The 17,715-nt window shown below is 70.3% G+C and carries 14 protein-coding genes; 10 read left to right on the forward strand and 4 right to left on the reverse strand.

From position 1 onward, the window contains the following. The first annotated feature begins 109 nt into the window (after positions 1 to 109). From OG963_RS26140 to OG963_RS26165, 6 genes are all read left to right on the forward strand, one after another. Positions 110 to 2,605 carry a D-alanyl-D-alanine carboxypeptidase gene (locus OG963_RS26140; RefSeq protein ID WP_371799498.1) on the forward strand — a complete coding sequence of 832 codons (2,496 nt, stop codon included), beginning with the start codon at positions 110 to 112 and terminating at the stop codon, positions 2,603 to 2,605. 182 nt (positions 2,606 to 2,787) lie between these two features. Next, entirely contained in the window at positions 2,788 to 4,680 is a 1,893-nt protein-coding gene (locus OG963_RS26145) for a hypothetical protein (protein WP_093930425.1), read from the forward strand. Positions 4,681 to 4,776: 96 nt separating this feature from the next. Then, positions 4,777 to 5,727, forward strand: coding sequence for an adhesin (locus tag OG963_RS26150; RefSeq protein WP_256223695.1), 951 nt, complete (start codon positions 4,777 to 4,779; stop codon positions 5,725 to 5,727). A 66-nt stretch (positions 5,728 to 5,793) separates the two neighbouring features. Beyond that, positions 5,794 to 6,075, forward strand: a complete 282-nt coding sequence (locus OG963_RS26155; protein ID WP_093776352.1) for a hypothetical protein — start codon at positions 5,794 to 5,796, stop codon at positions 6,073 to 6,075. A gap of 56 nt (positions 6,076 to 6,131) precedes the next feature. Beyond that, positions 6,132 to 6,677: a hypothetical protein gene (locus OG963_RS26160; protein ID WP_371126453.1), complete on the forward strand. Its 546-nt coding sequence runs from the start codon at positions 6,132 to 6,134 to the stop codon at positions 6,675 to 6,677. Continuing rightward, a complete protein-coding gene (locus OG963_RS26165; protein WP_371799499.1) occupies positions 6,674 to 7,501 on the forward strand; it encodes an isocitrate lyase/phosphoenolpyruvate mutase family protein in 828 nt (275 codons plus the stop codon). Before OG963_RS26160 ends, OG963_RS26165 begins: the two co-directional genes overlap by 4 nt. 150 nt (positions 7,502 to 7,651) lie before the next feature. Here OG963_RS26165 and OG963_RS26170 read toward each other — a convergent pair whose 3' ends face one another. Next, complete coding sequence (locus tag OG963_RS26170) at positions 7,652 to 10,540, reverse strand: BTAD domain-containing putative transcriptional regulator (RefSeq protein ID WP_371799500.1); 2,889 nt, start codon at positions 10,538 to 10,540, stop codon at positions 7,652 to 7,654. 236 nt (positions 10,541 to 10,776) lie between these two features. Here OG963_RS26170 and OG963_RS26175 point away from each other — a divergent pair, with 236 nt between their 5' ends. The 3 genes from OG963_RS26175 to OG963_RS26185 all read left to right on the forward strand — a co-directional run bounded on the left by OG963_RS26175 (position 10,777) and on the right by OG963_RS26185 (position 13,749). Next, entirely contained in the window at positions 10,777 to 11,352 is a 576-nt protein-coding gene (locus OG963_RS26175) for a hypothetical protein (protein WP_371799501.1), read from the forward strand. Between the two features lie 351 nt (positions 11,353 to 11,703). Beyond that, the gene (locus tag OG963_RS26180; protein ID WP_093776357.1) at positions 11,704 to 12,813 is read left to right on the forward strand and encodes a PP2C family protein-serine/threonine phosphatase; all 1,110 of its coding nucleotides are present in this window, start codon (positions 11,704 to 11,706) and stop codon (positions 12,811 to 12,813) included. A 180-nt stretch (positions 12,814 to 12,993) separates the two neighbouring features. Further along, positions 12,994 to 13,749: an SDR family NAD(P)-dependent oxidoreductase gene (locus OG963_RS26185; protein ID WP_093776358.1), complete on the forward strand. Its 756-nt coding sequence runs from the start codon at positions 12,994 to 12,996 to the stop codon at positions 13,747 to 13,749. A 196-nt stretch (positions 13,750 to 13,945) separates the two neighbouring features. Here OG963_RS26185 and OG963_RS26190 read toward each other — a convergent pair whose 3' ends face one another. The 3 genes from OG963_RS26190 to OG963_RS26200 all read right to left on the reverse strand — a co-directional run bounded on the left by OG963_RS26190 (position 13,946) and on the right by OG963_RS26200 (position 16,787). Next, positions 13,946 to 14,362, reverse strand: coding sequence for a MerR family transcriptional regulator (locus tag OG963_RS26190; protein ID WP_093776359.1), 417 nt, complete (start codon positions 14,360 to 14,362; stop codon positions 13,946 to 13,948). 405 nt (positions 14,363 to 14,767) lie between these two features. Continuing rightward, positions 14,768 to 16,192 (reverse strand): FG-GAP repeat protein, encoded by a 1,425-nt coding sequence (locus tag OG963_RS26195; protein ID WP_371799502.1) that lies wholly within the window; start codon positions 16,190 to 16,192, stop codon positions 14,768 to 14,770. A 367-nt stretch (positions 16,193 to 16,559) separates the two neighbouring features. Then, positions 16,560 to 16,787: a hypothetical protein gene (locus tag OG963_RS26200; protein WP_319738852.1), complete on the reverse strand. Its 228-nt coding sequence runs from the start codon at positions 16,785 to 16,787 to the stop codon at positions 16,560 to 16,562. Between the two features lie 273 nt (positions 16,788 to 17,060). Between OG963_RS26200 and OG963_RS26205 the strand changes: the two genes are divergently transcribed. Continuing rightward, positions 17,061 to 17,531 (forward strand): VOC family protein, encoded by a 471-nt coding sequence (locus OG963_RS26205; RefSeq protein WP_371799503.1) that lies wholly within the window; start codon positions 17,061 to 17,063, stop codon positions 17,529 to 17,531. Positions 17,532 to 17,715 lie beyond the last annotated feature (184 nt).

Below are 17,715 nucleotides of genomic sequence, written 5' to 3' on the forward strand. Positions count from 1 at the left end.
AGTAGGTATGTCGTTCTCGTCTAGCAGCCCGGCCGGGGGTTCACACAGGACACTGGTAGCTGGTTCGGACAGTGCGGGGGCGTCCCCGCGGCGCATGGAGGAGGCATCGGTGGCGGGCGAGTCCCCCGACAGGTCGGAGCAGCAGAAGTCGTCGGGCGCGGCTCGGAGCGAAAGCGATCCGCGACTCGCCGTCTTCCGTGACACGGCAGCCGCGGCGGATGCCGGAACCGGAACCGCGACTGGAACCCGCGGCAATCCGGATACGGCGACGGCGGTTTTCCGTACGAAGCCTGCGGAGTCCGGCGAGGGCGAGCGGCAGGGCTCTCGCGAAGGCCTCGGCGAGGTCCTCGACGGGTCGCGGAACGGCTCTCACGGCTCCCACGGTCCCGAGCGGGCCGAGAAGGCCCCTGAGGCCCGGGAGGGGGCCTCTGGGCCCGAGGAGCCGGAGGAGTCCGAGGAGGGCGCCCGGGCCGCGGAGGCGGCCGGGTCGGCCGACGAGGCGGGAACCGGGACCGCACCCGAGGAGAGCGATGCGCGGCTGCGTGCCGCGGTCGCCGCGTGGGTGGGGAAGGGCACGGCCGGCGCGAAGGCGGCCGAGCAGGACGAGAAGGACGAGAAGCCCGACGCGGTCGCGGTCGCCGGGAGCGACGACGTCACGGGGAGCGACACGCCCGAGATCGTCGACGGGACGGGTGACGGCGGGACGACGTCCGCCGACGCGACCGGGGACGGGTCCGACGGGTCCGACGGGTCGGGCGAGCCGGCCGCGTCGGACGCGGTTGATGCCGACGCCGCGGACGGGGACGAAGCCGACGAGGCGCGTGCCGAGGGCGCCGGGAAGCCAGCGGCATCCGACGACGCCGAAGCCGAGGGTCCGGGCGAGGCCGAGGACGAGGGAACCGACGGCGCTGCCGACGAGGCCCGGGTCTCCGATGCACCCGAGGAGAGCGCCGAGGGTGCGGAGACCGTCGAGGTGTCCGAGGACTCGGAGGCCGCCGAGTCCTCCGAGCCTGCCGAGGGCAAGCGCGCGATCGATCAGCCCACGGCTGTCTTCAGGACGGTCCGGCCGGACCGGGTCGACCAGCCGACGACCGCGCTGAAGATCACCCCGCCCGCGTCGAAGACGGAGCAGAAGTCTCAGCAGAAGCCGGAGGCCGAGGCCGAGAGTGCCGCCGAGCGCACCAGTCGGTTCGTGCCGCTGCGCCGCGACGAGGCGCCGCCCGCCCCCGCCGTCCGCAAGCCCGAGACACCCGCGGCCCCACCCGCTTCGGCCGCCGCCCCGTCGCTCAGTGGCGCCGAGCGGACCCGGCAGCAGCCGATGCCGCCGCGGCCGCCGCTCGATCTGCTGGCCGAGCTGACGAACACGCCTCCGCCGCCGGAGACGCCCGTCCGTACGGCCGTGCGCCGGGTCAAGATCTGGACCCCGCTCGTGATCCTCCTGCTGATCGTCTTTGCGATCGTGCAGGCGGTGCGCCCGCTGCCGACGCCCGAGCTCCGGCTGACGGCGCAGTCGACGTACACCTTCGAGGGCAGCAAGCCGTCACTGCCGTGGCCGAACGAGGGCCAGGGCTACATGGCGGCGACCGGCCTCGGCACGGTGGATTCGTTCGGGGATCAGAAGGCCGTGCCGATCGGCAGTGTGGCCAAGGCGATGACCGCGTACGTCGTGCTCAAGGACCACCCGCTCAAGAAGGGCGAAGCCGGTCCGTCCATCACGGTCGACGCCAAGGGGGAGTCGGACGGCAGGCTGGACACCGCGGGCGAGTCGACGCTCAACACCGTGAAGGCCGGGGACAAGCTCACCGAGCAGGAGGCCCTCGCGGCCATAATGATCCCGTCCGCGAACAACATCGCGCGGCTGCTGGCGCGCTGGGACGCCGGCTCCGAGGAAGCGTTCGTCAAGAAGATGAACGACACCGCCAAGTCCCTCGGCATGAAGAACACCACGTACACCGACCCGTCCGGACTCACCGCGACCACGGTGAGTTCGGCCGAGGACCAGGTGAAGCTCGGCCAGAAGCTGGTGGAGATCCCGGCTCTGATGGCGATCACGAAGCTGCCGTCGTGGACCGACCCGTCGGGCAAGGAGTGGCGCAACTACAACACCCTCGTGCCGTACGACGGCGCCCTCGGCATCAAGACCGGCTCCACGACCAAGGCGGGCGGCAACCTGCTCTTTGCCGCGCACAAGATGGTCGGCGACACCGACCAGCTGATCGTCGGTGCGGTGCTGGGTCAGCACAAGCCGGCCATCATCGACACGGTCAACGCGGTCAGCAAGGACGTGATGCTCGCGACCGAGAGCCTGCTGAAGAGCGGGAAGGTGGTCAGGAAGGGCGATGTCGTCGGCATGGTCGACAACGGGTTCGGCGGTACCACCCCGGTCGTCGCGACCGAGGACGTGGCGGCGGTCGGCTGGCCCGGTCTGACGGTCAAGCTCGAACTGACCGACGACGGGAAGACGCTGCCGCACGAGGCTGCCGCCGGAACCCACGTCGGCACGCTCACCGTGGGTGAGGGGTCCAGCCAGGTGGAGGTGGCGGTGGCGCTGCAGAGCGATCTGACGAACCCGTCCTTCGGCCAGAAGCTGACCCGCGTCAGCTGACGCGGACGGGGGAGGGGGTGCCGGTCCCGGCATCCCCTCCCCTTTTTCCGTGCCGATACCGGCACCCTCTTCCTCTTTGCGTACGTGTTAGCGTCCCCGGACAACCGGGGAGCGCCGGACGGCGTCCTCACAGGTGATACGGAGACGGGGAACGGGACCGGCGGAGACGGGGAGAAGCCGTAGTGACCACCGCGGAGCCGAGACCCGGCCGTGAGGCGGCCGGGAACACTGATGTGCGAGGCGACGTGACGAGCGGCAGTGGTGGCAGCATGAATGTCCGGCTGCCTGCTCCGCGTACCCCGGAACCGTCGGCGACGGCCACCGAAGCGCCGGGACCGCCCGGGCAGGCCCGCAGCCGGCAGGCCCGTACCCGGCAGCTGCTGCGTCACCCCGTCACCATTGCTACGGCGGCTGCCGCGGTCACCCACATCCTCTGGTTCTTCCTCTTCGCGAACAGCGGCGGCGATCTCGCGGCGCAGGACGCCTGGGCCGAGTTCGTCGGCCGGTATCCCGGTACCGCGTACAACCTTGCCTGGTACGGGGGCATGCACCCCGTCTCGTACAGCGTGGTCTCGCCGTATCTGATGTCCGTGCTCGGCGTCCGCACGACGATGATGATCGCCGGGACGGTGTCGGCGGGGCTGACCGCGTTGATCGTGGTGCGGGTCCGGGCCGTCCGCAACCCGCTCGCCTGCTCGCTCGCCGGAGTGTTCGCGTACCTGTGCAACGCGCTGTCCGGGCGGGTGACGTTCGGGCTCGGAATGATGTTCGCGCTGGGTGCGGTGGCCGCGGTGTTCTGCTGGCCGTACCGGTGGCGCCACAAGCGCTGGGCGAAGGCGGCCGTCGCCGCGCCGCTCGCCGGGCTTGCCACGGCGGGCAGCCCCGTCGCGGGGCTGTTCCTCGGTGTGGTGGCCGCCGCGCTGTTCCTGAACAAGCGGCGCCCCGGCGCGTACGCACTGGGCCTGGCGCCGGTCGTCGTCGTCGCGCTGTCGGCGTGGCTGTTCCCGTTCTCCGGTACGCAGCCGATGTCGATCGCGACGCTGTCCCTGCCGTTCCTCTTCGCCGTTCTCACCTTCGTCCTCGTGCCGAGGGAATGGCGCACGGTCCGCACCGCTGCCGCCGTCTACGGGACCGGGACGCTGCTGACCTATGTGGTCGACTCGCAGATCGGCTCCAACGTCACACGGATGGCGATGCTGTTCGCCGGGGTGGTGCTGCTCGCCGCGCTGCCGTACGCCGTGCCGCGCTCGCGGCGCTGGTACGCGCTGATCCTGGCGTTCGTCGGCATGAACATCTGGGTCGGCGTCAAGGGCGTGGACGACATCGTCCGTACCGCCCCCGCCGCCTCCTGGACTCGGGAACTGGCCCCGCTGGTCAACGAGCTCCAGGAGGTCGGCGCGGAACGCGGCAGGGTCGAGGTGGTGCCCGCCAGCAGCCACCGCGAGGCCTCCGCGCTCGCCCCGTACGTCAATCTGGCCCGCGGCTGGAACCGGCAGGCCGACATGGAGCGCAACCCGCTCTTCTACGACGACACCCTGAACCCCGTGAACTACCGCCAGTGGCTCGATCGCTGGGCGGTGCACTACGTGGTGCTGCCCACGGGGGAGCCTGACTCCACCGGTGCGATGCAGGAGGCGGTGCTGGTCCAGAAGGGCCAGCCGTACCTGAAGGCCATCTGGGCCGACTCCAACTGGCAGCTCTTCGAGGTCGACAGCCCGGTGCCGCTGGCCGACCCGCCGGCGACGGTGGACCGGGCCGGTGCGGGTGAGCTGACCATCCATGTGAAGCGGGCCGGCCGGGTGCTGATCCGGATCCCGTATTCGCGCTGGCTCGCCCTGGTCGACGACGAGGGCAAGAGTGTGGAGCGGCCGCAGGAGACCGAGGCGTCCAAGCGGCGTGTGGACCAGGACAGCCCGCGGACCTTCGTCAACACGAACGGCTGCCTGCTCAAGGTGGACGAGGACGAGGACGGCGACGAGTGGACGGAACTGCTCGCGCCGCGCCCCGGGGTGTACCGGCTGGCAGCCCCGTACCAGCTGTCGCCCGGTACACCGTGCCCGGAGGAGCTGCGCTGAGGAGGGCGCAGGCAGGGAGCCGCAGGTGAGGAGAGAGCGAGCGAATCGTGCACGGTCTCTCCCTCCGGGCGCGTTGCCCTGGCATGGTGTGCTGCCATGAGGTGCCAACGGTGTGGCAGTGAACAGCGAGGTGCGCTGCCGGGATTGGTCTGTCCGGACTGCGGATCGGTGGCCCGGTCGGCCGGCGGGGACGGTTCCTGGATCGCCCGTGAGACGCTCGCGGGCCGGCTTTCCACGCTGCCGCGGAGCAGAAAGGCCCTGCTGGCGGCGGGAGTCGTGGTGGTGGCCGGGTCGCTGGTCACGGGCGCCTCGCTGCTCGCTTCGGGCGGCGACGACAGCGGTCGGCGTACGGGGGCGGTGGGGCGCGCGGGTATCCCGCCGGACGGCATCGGGGGCGGCGCCCCGACCCGGATCGGCCCGTCCGGAACCGAGAGCCCGGACCCGGCACCCACCTCTTCGAAGTCGCCGTCACCACCGCCGTCGCCCCGAGATCCCAGCCCGTCCCGTACTCTCAAGTACCCGCCCGGCAAGGGCGGTTACGCCTACACAGCCTGGGCCGGGCCAGGCTGCTCGACAGGTGAGTACCGTGAGCACGGCCGGTTCGAGGACGGTGACGACGGCTGGTACACGGTCGACTCCGGTGGCTACCGGGGCAGTACGTGCGACGGGCGGTTCAGCGCCGTGCCGATGTCGGGCAGCACGACCCAGGACCGGGGCAACACCGCCACCTGGTCCTGGCACCTGGGCAGCGGCTACCGCGAGTGCGCGCTGACCGTCTTCGTACCGGACAGCGGCCGCGACCGCGACGTGGCGGGGAACCCCACCGTGTACCGGGTGCTCTCGAATCCGGATGACGCCGACTCCGCGTATACGGGCTTCGCGGTACGCCAGACCGTGCATCGCGGCACCCCCGTCGATGTGAGCAGCTACCCGGTGAAGGGCGACACGTTCGCGGTGCAGCTGATCGACCGGGGGCGCGACTGGGGTGACGAGGAACTGGTGGGCGCGCATCACGCAGCGGCGCAGCTGAGGGTGGACTGCCGCTGAGGCCGACCGCCGAGGTGCCGGGCGGAACGGCAGGTATCCGTCCGGCTGGGGGGTCATAGTGGACGCATGAGCCTGACCACCGACGGAGAGCCACCCGGCCCTGTGCGGTTCTGCCTTCTGTGCGATCGTCGGGGTTGCCAGGCGCGGGCCGTGTTCGACATGGTCATCGCGGACCCGCCACCGGACATCGAGTCGGACCTGTTCGGCCACTTCCTCCACAGCGCGACCCTCGCCTCCCCGCACATCGAGGAGCTCGGCTGGAAGTACGTCCAGCAGGAGGGCTACTGGTGCCCGGCATGCGCCGCCCCGGGCCGTCGGCCGAGGCAGAGGGGCGTCACATCGTCCTAGGCGCATCGCGGCACGGTTCGGTGACCACCGAAGAGTCCCGCCTCTAGCGTCGAACCATGACGACAACGACCCGCTCCACCTCCGGCACCGCACCCGGCTCCGTCCCGGCGACCGACGACCGCGACCCCGCCGGGATCGTCGCGGACATGGTCGACCACGTCCTGGCCCTCGCCGCGACCTGGGCGGCCTGGGACGGGCGCCCCGTCCCGGCCGACGACCGTGTCCATACGCCGCACAAGGCGATCCGCCGCGTCGCCGACCATCTGGTCGACCACCTCGCCGAGATGGAGGCGCGGCTCGTGGGGGAGGAGACGCAACCGGACCACTGGCACGCCTCGGCGACCACCACCGGGGCGGACCTCGCCCCGTTCACCGGGGCCGATCTCGACGAGGCCCGCAGCCGGCTGACCCGACTGGCCAGGATCTGGGCGAACCGTCTCGACGCGCTGACGCCCGAGCAGCTGGACCGTTCTCCCGGCATCGGCTGGACGTTCCGGCAACTCGCCTTCCACGTAGCGGAATCGACCTACTACGCGGATGCCGTAGGAGACCTCTCACCCACCCGCATGCCCGAGCGCGCCGAACGGATCCCGACACCATGACCTCCCTGGTCGCCTTCACGGCGTTCAGTTCCCTGCACCGCGCGACGACCACGTCACCGCTGCTGCTCCCCAACGCCTGGGACCACGCCTCGGCGACGGCCCTGAGCGAGCAGGGCTTCCCCGCCATCGGCACCACAAGCCTCGCGGTGGCCGCGGCGGCCGGACTGCCCGACGGTACGGGAGCGACCCGCGAGGAGACCGTGCTTCTGACCCGGCGACTGGGCGCCGGGCCGTATCTGCTCTCGGTGGATGCCGAGGGCGGGTTCAGCGACGACCCGGCCGAGGTGGCCGAGCTGGCCCGTGAACTGGCGGCGGCGGGGGCGGTCGGCATCAACCTGGAGGACGGCAGGGGCGACGGCACCCTCACCCCTGTGGAGCTGCACGCGGCGAAGATCGCGGCGGTGAAGGCCGCCGTCCCGCATCTCTTCGTGAACGCCCGCACCGACACGCACTGGCTCGGTGGCCGGGAGGCGGCGACGGCCGCGACGATGGGCCGGCTCGACGCGTATCGGCAGGCGGGCGCGGACGGTGTGTTCGTCCCCGGCCTGACCGACCCCACCGCGATCGCCGCGCTGGTGAAGAGCCTGGACGCGCCCCTCAACATCCTCTACTCGCCGTCCGGGCCCACGGTCGCCCAGCTCGGCGAGCTGGGCGTGCGCAGGATGAGCCTCGGCTCGCTGCTGTACCGGGCGGCACTCGGGGAGGCGATGGCCGTGGCGGCGAACATCCGGGCGGGTCGGCCGGTGGGCGGGGACACACCGACGTACGCACAGGTGCAGAACCTGAGCGTACGCGGGCACGCCCCGGGCCCGGGCTCCGGCTGAGCCCGTGCGATCAGTCGGTGAATCCGTCGCCGAAGCAGGAGGGTCCGGCAGGCCCACCGACCGGACGATCCGGTCGCCGTGATACCGCCGGTCCCCGTCGTGAACAGCTGAACCGACGCCGTCGTTCTCGTCCGTTCGTGGCATGACCCTCTACCGGGGCTCGCGGCCCTCGGGCCCTTCAGCCGCCGGTGCACGGCCGGCGCGGTGTGCACGGGCGCCGTGCACGTCGAGCACGGTCCGGAACTGCTCGCGCGCCTCGCGGAGGCGGCCGGTCGCCAGGTAGGCGCGGCCCAGACGGCTACGGATGTCCATCTCCAGCCAGTCGCAGCTGGGATCGGTGAGCGGGTTCAGCAACTGGTGCTGAACCAGGGCCTGGTGATGGAGGGCGATGGCCGCGGCCGGGTTTCCCTCGCCCTGCTCCGCCGTGCCCAGCCGGGTCAGGCTGCGCGCGCAGAGAAAGATGTCCCCGACCTGCTCGACCAGGCGGATCGCTTCGCGGTACAGGCTCTTGGCTTCACCGTAGTGGCCGAGGCGGAGGTGGACGTCGGCGGCGCAGCTCAGGGGCCTGCCGAGCATGCGCGGTCTGCCGTCCGTCTCGGCACGGGTGCGGGCTTCGGCGAAGCAGGCCAGCGCTTCCTCGTTCCGTCCCCCGAACTGGTGGGTGAGGCCGAGGATGACGAGTGCCGTCGAGGCTACCCAGTCGTTGCGCAGTCGCCCGGCCAGGTCCACCGCCGCGGTGACGTGGCGAATCGCCCCGTCGCCGTCACCCACACTCAGGTCGAGAGCGCCCAGCCCGGCGAGAGTACGGACCTCTTCGCCCGGGTCGGGGCGTCGTCGGACGAGGTCCAGCGCCTCGGTGAAGCAGGTGCGCGCCTGCGTGTACCTGCGTTGGTGTACGGCGGTGTAGCCCAAGCAGTTGCGCAGTGCGGGGGCCATCCGCTCGTCGGTTGCCTCGTCCACGTGGTCGAGCGCGATCTCAAGTGCTGTCTGGCACTCGTGGTAGCGGCCCTGCCGTACGAAGTAGTCGACCAGCGCCTCGGCGATCCAGCAGGCGTAGTCGGCTTCGCCGAGGGCCGCGGCGTGTCCGACGACGTCGGCGAGCTCTCCACCGGCCGCGTCCAGCCAGGCTGCCGCCTCCTGCCAGGTCGTGAAAGGTGCTCCATCCGGCGGAGGTCCGGTGGGGAAGCTGCGGGAGCCCCAGTCACTGGCGATCCGGGCCGCGTCCAGATAAAGGCGGAGCGCGGCTGTGCGTGCGGCGGAGGCCTCGGCGGGCGCGGCCTCCGCGAGGTGTCTTGCGTGCACGCGCACCAGGTCGTGCAATCGATAGCGGCCCGGACGCGGCTGCTGCAGAAGACTCGTGTCGACCAGGCTCTCCAGGATCTGCTCGGTGGCGTGGGACGGCCCATGGAGCATGGTCGCCGACGTCAGCACGTCGAACTCGACCGTCGGTGCCAGACCCAGGGCACGGAATCCGCGCTGCTGCTCGGGTGCGAGATGTTCGTACGACAGGGTGAAGGCCGCCTCCACGCTGCGATCCCCGACGCTCAGTTCGCCGAGCCTGTGCTCATCGCCTGCCATGCGGCCCGCCAGGTACTCCACCGTCCAGGTGCTGCGGTTCTGCAGCCGCGACCCGGCGATGCGCAGTGCCAGCGGCAGTCCGTCGCAGAGCCCGACCAGCTGATGGGTCGCCTCCGGCTCCCTGCCCGCGCGCTCCTCTCCGATGATGTGCGTGAGCAGGGACACCGCGTCCCCGCTGTCCAGGGGCTCCAGGGTGACCCGTCGGTCGGCGTCGAGTTCGGCCAGCCGGCGTCGGCCGGCCACCAGTACCCTGCTTCCCGCCCCTGCCGGCAGCAGCGGCCGTATCTGGTCGGCGTCCAGGGCGTCGTCCAGCACGAGGAGCAGTCGAAGCGGGCTCGTCGCCGCCCGCCAGACCGCGGTGAGCTCTTCGAGGTCGCTCGGCAGTTCGCCTTTGGCCGCGCCGAGCGATCGCAGCAGCCGCTGCAGCGCCTGCTCCGGCGATTGCCGCCGCTGCGTGCTGTGCGCTCGCAGGTCCGCGAACAGGCAGCCGTCCGGGTAATCGGCGCTGAGCTCCCGGGCCGCGCGCACGACGAGCGCGGTCTTGCCGACGCCGGCCGTACCGTCCACCGTCACGATCGATACGGATCCGGGCGCGGAAGGCGCGATCAGCTGAGCCAGCTCGGCCTCCCGCCCGATCAGGTGGCCGGCGTCGCCCGGCAGTTCGTTGACGGTGCGGCCGGGCCGGGGCCGGGTGGAAGGAGCGGCGGAGCGCGCCGTGGCCCGGCCGAGGAGGAGTTCGTCGTCCCGGCGCAGCACCGCTTCATGTACCCGACGGAGCTCATCGCCGGGATCGACCCCGAGCTCGTCGCGCAGTCGCTCGCACATGTCCTGATGGACGGCGAGGGCCTCCGCCTGGCGTCCGTTGCCGTACAGGGCGCGCATGCGCAACGCCGCGAGCGACTCGTCGTACGGACCGGACGCCGACAGGGCGCCGAGACCGTCCAGGGCATCGGCGAACCGGCCGAGCAGAACCAGGCACTCGAGCCGTTCCACCCGAACCCCGAGGAGGCGCTCCAGCAGTCGCTGCCGTTCGACGTCGGCGAACGGTCCGGGCAGCCCGGCCAGCGGCTCGCCGTCGAACAGGTCGAGTGCGGCCGACAACCGGTCCACCGCGGTGGCCGGATCCCCGGACGCCTTCGCGCGCCGAGCGCCCTCGATGTGCTCGGCCAGGTCCGCCGCATCGAGCTGGACGTCGTCGACGACGAGGCGGTAACCGCCCCCTTCCCCGCGGATCATCGAATCCGCCGGCCCGGTGCCCTCCGCGTCGAGGGTCTGCCGCAACCCGTAGATGTAGCTGGGCAGTACCTTGCGGCCGGTTCTCGGTGGCTCGGCCCCCCAGACCCCGTCGAGCAACTGTTCGTGGCTCACCAGGAAGCCCGGACGCAGCGCCAGCGCGGCCAGCACGGCTTGTCGCCGGACGGGCCCCAGGGGCAGCTGGACCCCGCCACGCCAGGCCCGCACCGGCCCGAGCACGGCAAGCCGGAGCCGTCGACAAGAACCCGCGCCCACCCGAAGCCTCCGCCCCGCTCCGCGCATCATCAGAATTTCATTGGCATTGCAGCGTGTGCCGCCATGGTTTGCAAGTGCCCGTCGAAACCACGGTGTTCGACCGCGGGAAGCACCGGAGGGCGCGCTGTGCCGGGCGGCGGCCGTTGGCGGGGGGAACGGCCGCCGCCCCCCGAGGAAGGAACACGGACGTGACCGTCATCGACGGGTCTCTCACGAGATTGCTGAAACAGCGGAGGCTCTTCCTCACACGTGAGCGGAGCGATGCCGCGGAGATCGTGTACGTATGCGTGGACGACGGGCTCCCCGGTGGCTATCCGGTCGGGTACGTCATCCCGTCCCGTACGGGGACCTGGTTCGCGTACGCCCGAGCCCGCCCCGGCCGTGTCTTCGCCAACGACCAGGTGGACGCCGGCCTGTCGAGTGTCGAGGAGGCCGTGCGCGCCGTCCTCGATCACGCCCGCTACGGGGACGTCCTGTTCGCCCTGGAACAGCGGGCAGGCTCCGACGCCACGTACACCGCCGAGGTGAGCCGGGCCCATGCCACCTGGCTTGCCGCGCTCGCCGAGCCCGAAGGCATCACCCACCTCGGCAACGGCAGGGTGCGATTCACCGGCCCCGCCGTCGCGTATCTGCGCGGCCTTCCGGCACGCCTCGGCTGCCACGTGGACGACGACGACCGGATCCGGATGGGCAGGGAGTCGTACCGGTTGGTCCGCGAGACCCGACGCACCGTCGAAGCACGCCCTGAAGGAGGAACGGGCTGACCGACGCCGAGTTGGTGGCCGCGGCCGCCCGCTTCCTGCGGGACGAGGTCATGTCCTGACCACCATGCAGCGGGCGGCGGTCACGAGGATGTCGAAGACGCCGGACCGTGTTCGGTCCGGGGCCATCCGGCTCGTGCCCCCGACAGGATTCGAACCGGCGACACCCGCTTCAGAATGTGCATCATTCTCGATCTCGTACCCCGGTTGAGTGACGGCCACCGTGTGGTGGGGTGCGGCGTGGGCGAGCAGGGTGACGTGAGAGAGCGGGGCGTGCGGGTCGACAGCCAAGGGCTGTCCCGACAGCCCTTAGCCTGAGCTGGCCAGGAGCCCAGTCGACGTCGGGAGCAACACGTGGCAAGGCTGGGAGTGTGGAAGTGGGCGGGAAAGCGGAGCCGCCTGCTGCCCGCCGTCCTGCTTCTCTTCGCCGTGTCGATGGACCTCGCCACACCGCGCACCGTCAGCGCTGCGGCCCTCTACGCGGCCGCGATCCTGACGGCCGCCCCCCTGCTGTCCCTGCGCGGCACCATCATCACCGGCGTGAGTGCGTTCCTCCTCGACTGGGCCATGTTCCGGATCTTCGGCTACCGCCGGAGTCCGGTCGAGTTCAGCGAGCTGGCCATGGTTGCGACAGTGACCGTGATCGCGGCCTTCCTGAATCGCCTCCTGGCCAACCGAGAGATGCAGCTGCAGTCCGTACGCGATATCGCCGCCGCTGCTCAGCGTGCAGTTCTGCCACACCCGCCGGAGAGAATCGGCCCGCTGCGCTTCGCCGCACACTACGAGGCCGCTCAGACGGATGCGCAGATCGGCGGGGACCTCTACGCGGTGGTCGACACTCCGTTCGGTGTGCGCTGCGTGATCGGTGATGTGCGTGGCAAGGGGATGGAAGCAGTCAGGGCGGTCGCGGTCTGCGTCGGGACTTTTCGAGAGGCGGCCCTGCAGGAGCCCAGCCTGGCCGGCCTCGTGCAACGGCTGGAGCGGGCCGTCACCCTCGATGCTCGGCAGGCAGGGAGCCTGTTCGAGAGCGAAGGGTTCATCACAGGCGTGTTCGTGGAATTCCCGCAGCGAGGAAACGAATTCCGGTTGGTCAACCGCGGGCACCCGGCGCCTCTGCTGTTCCTGGGAGACACAGTGCAGTACGTCGAGCCCGGTCGGCCGGATCTGCCTCTGGGCCTGGCTGCCCTCGGTGCCGGCCCCGAGTGCGTCGACACGGTGACGTTCCCCGAAGGAGCCAGTCTGCTGCTGTACACCGACGGGCTGACCGAGGCCCGGGACGAGACGGGCACCTTCTACGACCCGGTCGGCAGGTTCACGGGACATCGCCATCCCGGCCCGGACGCCCTCGTCGACGACCTGCTCGCCGACGTGCACAGGCACACGGGTGGTACGAGAACCGACGACATGGCGCTGCTGGCCATCACCCGTACACCCGACGACGCACGACCGACGAGCCCTCGATAGTGACGCTCCCGGCTCCGGGGGTATCGCCGTCTCGGTGACGGCGGTGACGGATGCGCGCCTCATGGGCGCAAGCGCGAGTGCGGACGTCACGGCATCCGGGCTTGACGTTCACACTAATGTCAACCTTTAGCTTCGGTTCAGTAGCTGAAAGCCAGCTGAACGGCGCAAGGAGACATTGCCATGTCCAAGGCTCTGACAGGACGGACTGCGCTCGTGACCGGAGGGTCGCGGGGTATCGGTGCGGGGATCGCTCGTGAACTGGCACGCGAGGGTGCAAACGTTGTCATCACCTACCGAAAGTCGCGCGAGCAGGCGGAAGAGGTTGTCGCGGACCTGGCCGCTCTGGGGGCGAAGGCGCTTGCCGTGCAGGCGGATCAGTCCGTTCCCCACGAGGCGTCGACCGCTGTCGAACAGGCTGCCGAGTTCCTGGGCGGCCGGATCGATGTGCTGGTGAATTCTGCCGGAGTCGCCGTCATGGGAACCGTCGACCAGTTGGACCTGGACCTTCTCGAAGGAGTCCAGCAGATGATGGCCACCAATGTGATGGGGACCGTCGTCACCACGCATTCCGCATCGCGCTATCTGCCCGACGGCGGGCGTGTCATCTTGGTGGGAAGCAATGTCGCCCACCGCATTCCTGTCCCTGGCGTTGCCGAATACGCGGCAAGCAAGGCAGCGATCGACCAGCTCGGCCGCGGGTGGGCGCGCGACTTCGGCCCGCGCGGCATCACCGTCAATGTCGTACAGCCCGGGGCGACCGACACGGACATGAACCCTGCGGACGGGCCGAATGCTGCCCCGCAGGTGGCCATGACACCCCTGGGGCGCATGGGCACCACCGAGGACGTTGCCAAGGCGGTCGTCTTCCTCGCCGGTGAGAACGCTGCGTACATCACAGGCGCACGGTTGACCGTCGATGGCGGATTCAGCATCTGATTTGGGAGCAGCACCCGTAGCGTGCGGTGCTCCGGTGCCAGGACGGCAGTCGACGGCACCGGAGCACCGCCACTGGGGAATCGGCCCGTCGCGACGTCCTCGAGCCCGCCTCCGTCACACCGGCAGCGTCAGCCCTGCGCCTCATCGATGGCGCCTTCCGGCAGGTGAGCGCTCGGCCGCGTGAGTCTCGCCGCTGTCACTCCGCAACCAGGACCAGGACTCCGTCCGCGGTCGTGGGCGTGGGGACCGTGGCGTCCTCGCGGAGGCGCAGGTAGGCCTCGATCGCGCGCTGGTTGCGTTGCAGCACGTCGATGCGCCGTTTGATGCTGCTGAGTTGACGTCGCAGACCGTCCAGGTCCTTTGCGTCGGGACACTCCCGGGCGTGCGCATCGCCCTCGGCGGACCCGAGGCAGGGCAGGACCTCGCGGATCATCTCCGTCGTCAGACCGGCTTCGAGGAGTTCGCGGATCTGCAGTACACGGTCGATGGCCGGCTCGCCGTACGTGCGGTATCCGTTGGGACTCCGGAACGGCGTCAGGATGCCGACCTCTTCGTAGTAACGAAGCAGCCGCGGCGCGACACCGGTCTTCGCGGCCAGTTCTCCGATCTTCATATTGCCCTCCCTTGTCGGGTATTCGTGCGGACGGTACGCCTCGTCCTCGCACAGGCAGGCGATCTTGCCTTCGACCGCTGAACCTTCACACTACTGGAAAGGTTCGGCTTCTTCCGCAGTCCGGAATGTGAGATCGAACCGCCCGCGCCACGACTCGGTGACAGCCGGACAGCGCCGGACCCTCCCCCGCCATGACCTGGGAGGGTCCAGCGCTTATGCGTTCTCTGCGGCACCCTCGCCACGGTGCTGTGACCTGGACGAACGGGAGCGTAGGCGCACCCAGGGTGGTGGGAGAAGATCTCTCCCACTCTCCCCTCGTTGCCCTGCCCGTCGGGGAGCTACTGGTTCGCTGGGGGACCTTGCGGAGTCCACCGGTCCGTGCCCGGTCGGAGACGTCCGCCTGGCTCAGTCGAGCAGCGTCTCACCGAGCCGTGATCCGCTCGCGAGGCCGAAGTCGGCCGAGCTGAGGGACTTGGAACCGGAACCGGTGAGGCCGGACGAAGTACCCGGGAGGGTCCACAGGCCTCCGCTGCGGTCGTTCTCGAAGGAGGCGGTCACCGCCAGGTCTGCCTTGCCGTTGTTGTTGTAGTCGGTGAGCCGGACCTGGGCGCCGAAGAGGTCATCGGTCTCCGCGACGCCCGGAACGCCGGCGGTGTCCTGGGAAATGCGCACGACTCCGGATTGCGAGACACCGGAGGCGGAGCCGCGGAACACTGTCACGTCACCGGCGTTCTCCAGATTGCCGAGCCATTCGCCGTTGGCGCCGACCACCAGTTCGGCCTTGCCGTCGCCGGTGATGTCGCCGATCGCCACCGAGGATCCCCAGCCGTCGCCGTCCTCGTCGGCGCCGGGCACACCGGTGCTGTTCTGGTGCAGGGTCACCGGGTCGCCGAAGCCCGTCAGGCTGCCGTACCGGACGGTCACGTAACCGGAGCCGTTGCTGGGGTCGTCGACGTAGTAGGTGTCGGGCCAGGTGAGGGAGGTGGCCATGTCGTCGAAGCCGTCGCCGTTGATGTCGCCGAGGGCGACCGCGGTGCTCCCGTCGTCCACGCGCTGTATCCGGTTCGGACGGCCTTCCTGACCTGTGTAGATGTCGGTGCCCGGGCGTCCGGTGCCGGGATTGCCGGTCACGGCCAGGTCGTGCTTGCCGTCTCCGTTGACGTCGCCCACGGCTGCTTCCCAATTGAGGAGCTGGGCACCCGGGACCGCCATGGTGTACGCGGGGGTTGTCTGGCTCTCCCGGGAGTGGCCGCCCTTGTATACGACGACCGCGTCCGGCTCGATCACGGCGAGGTCCGCGCCGCTGTCACCGGTGAAGTCCCCCACCGCCACGTCCAGGCCATGACTCTGCCACTGGTGTGGGTTGTCCACCGTGGTCGTGGTGCTGCTGGTGAACGGCTTGGCGCCGCCCCAGAGGATGGTCACGCTGCCCTGGCCCTCGTACGCGCCCACGTCCTCACCGTCGGCGCCCACAACCAGGTCCGCGTATCCGTCCGAGTCCAGGTCTCCGCTGGCGATCGACATACCGAAGCGGTCGCCCTCTTCCGGTGTGCCCGGCACCCCTGCGGAACTCTGGTTGAGCCCGATCTTCTGCGTGGTCAGTCCGGTGGCCGATCCGAGAGACACGACCACACCACCCGCAGCAGAGGCGCCGTTGATGGACTTGTACGGCGCGCCGATCGCGATGTCCCGGTGTCCGTCGCCATTGAAGTCGTCGGCGTATCTGGCGGGGGCGGCGGACGCCGGTGCCGCGGTCACAGCGGTGAACAGGCCACCAGCCAGCGCGGTTACGGTCGCGGCGGCGACAACGGTGCGGAAGGGCAGAGACATGACGGTCTTCTCCTTGGAGCAGTGTGGGGCGATGCCGTAGACGACCCAAGTGGTTGAAGGGTTGTACGAGGCAGGCCGTACGTTTGCGCAACCCGACTGATTCGTCCGAGTGCGCCGCCTCGCGGCGGAATCGGCCGGCAGCCTCGGCCGGCGCATCCGAAACCGGGTACGTCCGGCATCAGGCCCGGTGGCGGCGCCCTCTACGACGACGAGACCGAGGACCGCCACCGTCGCGCCCTGCCCCTCCCAGCCGCGCGGATGTCGAAGACCTCCGGCTGTGATCGGCTGGGGGTCTTTTCGCTTGTGCCCCCGACAGGATTCGAACCTGCGACACCCGCTTAAGGGGTTCGACCGACCGGACACGGGATCACGGCCACACGCCTCCGGCGTCGGAACGGGATGCCGCCCTGCACTCTCGGATCCGGTGTTGCGCGCTGACGTTGCCGTCGACCGCTGCCGTCACGACCTCCAGCCGAAGCTGCTCGGCCCCGGCCCCGGCCATGGCCCCGGCCACCGTGGCGCCGGCCGCCCCTGGGATGCCGGCGAGCTTCGCCTCACAAGTTGTCCGATCGCCGTCCGGGGTGTCCACGGGCATCCGCCACATGGGCCCAGCTGCTGGTCAGGGCGCCTGCCGGACATCATGTTCGCAGTCGTCCGCCTGTGCTCGTCGGCGTTGTCACGCGGTGGGACACCCAGCCGCGCCGGTGACTGATCGCCTTGTCTCGTTGGCAACTCGACGCGGTGGGCGCAGACATCCATGTGACGGCGTCCGTCGTCCGGGTAGTCGGCGAAGGCGCACCGATGAGTTCCGCCGGCCGGGCCGGTCTACCAGTACGTACGCCATCGACTCACCGACTGGAGACCCACCATGACGAATCCCGCACACCCGGGCCGCACGCTGTTCGTGAACATCCCCGTGGCGGACCTCGAGCTCAGCAAGGCGTTCTTCGCCAAGCTCGGGTTCGGCTTCAACCCGATGTTCACCGACGAGACCGCCGCCTGCATGCTGGTCGGCGAGCATGCCTTCGTCATGCTGCTCAGCCGCGAGAAGTTCGCGGAGTTCGCGAAACTGCCGATGGCCGATCCCACCACGCACACGCTGGCCCTGTACTGCTTCAGCGTGTCGTCCCGCGATGAGGTCGATTCGGTCAGCGCCGCTGCAGTCGCGGCGGGCGGCTGCGAGGTGGATGGCGCCGAGGACCATGGCTTCATGTACTCACGCAGCTTCTACGACCTCGACGGCCACGGCTGGCAAGTCATGTGGATGGACCCGGCAGCGGCGGAGCAGGGCCCCGAGGCGTTCGCGGCCTCCGCGCAGGGCGCCGATACCCCGGCCTGACCCACCACGCGTAAGGCACGTGGCAAAGCGGTCGTCAACGGCTGCCCCACCGCCTGAAGGCCTCGGACCAACTGCGCGGGTGTCGGCGAGCTGCCGCGGGCGTACCGGACGCAGCAGTGTGCGGGCGGCGCCGATGACCTGTGCCCGCCGGGGCAGCTGAACTCCCGCCCGTGTCGCGGCGGGG

Source organism: Streptomyces sp. NBC_01707 (assembly GCF_041438805.1).
Classification (GTDB): domain Bacteria; phylum Actinomycetota; class Actinomycetes; order Streptomycetales; family Streptomycetaceae; genus Streptomyces.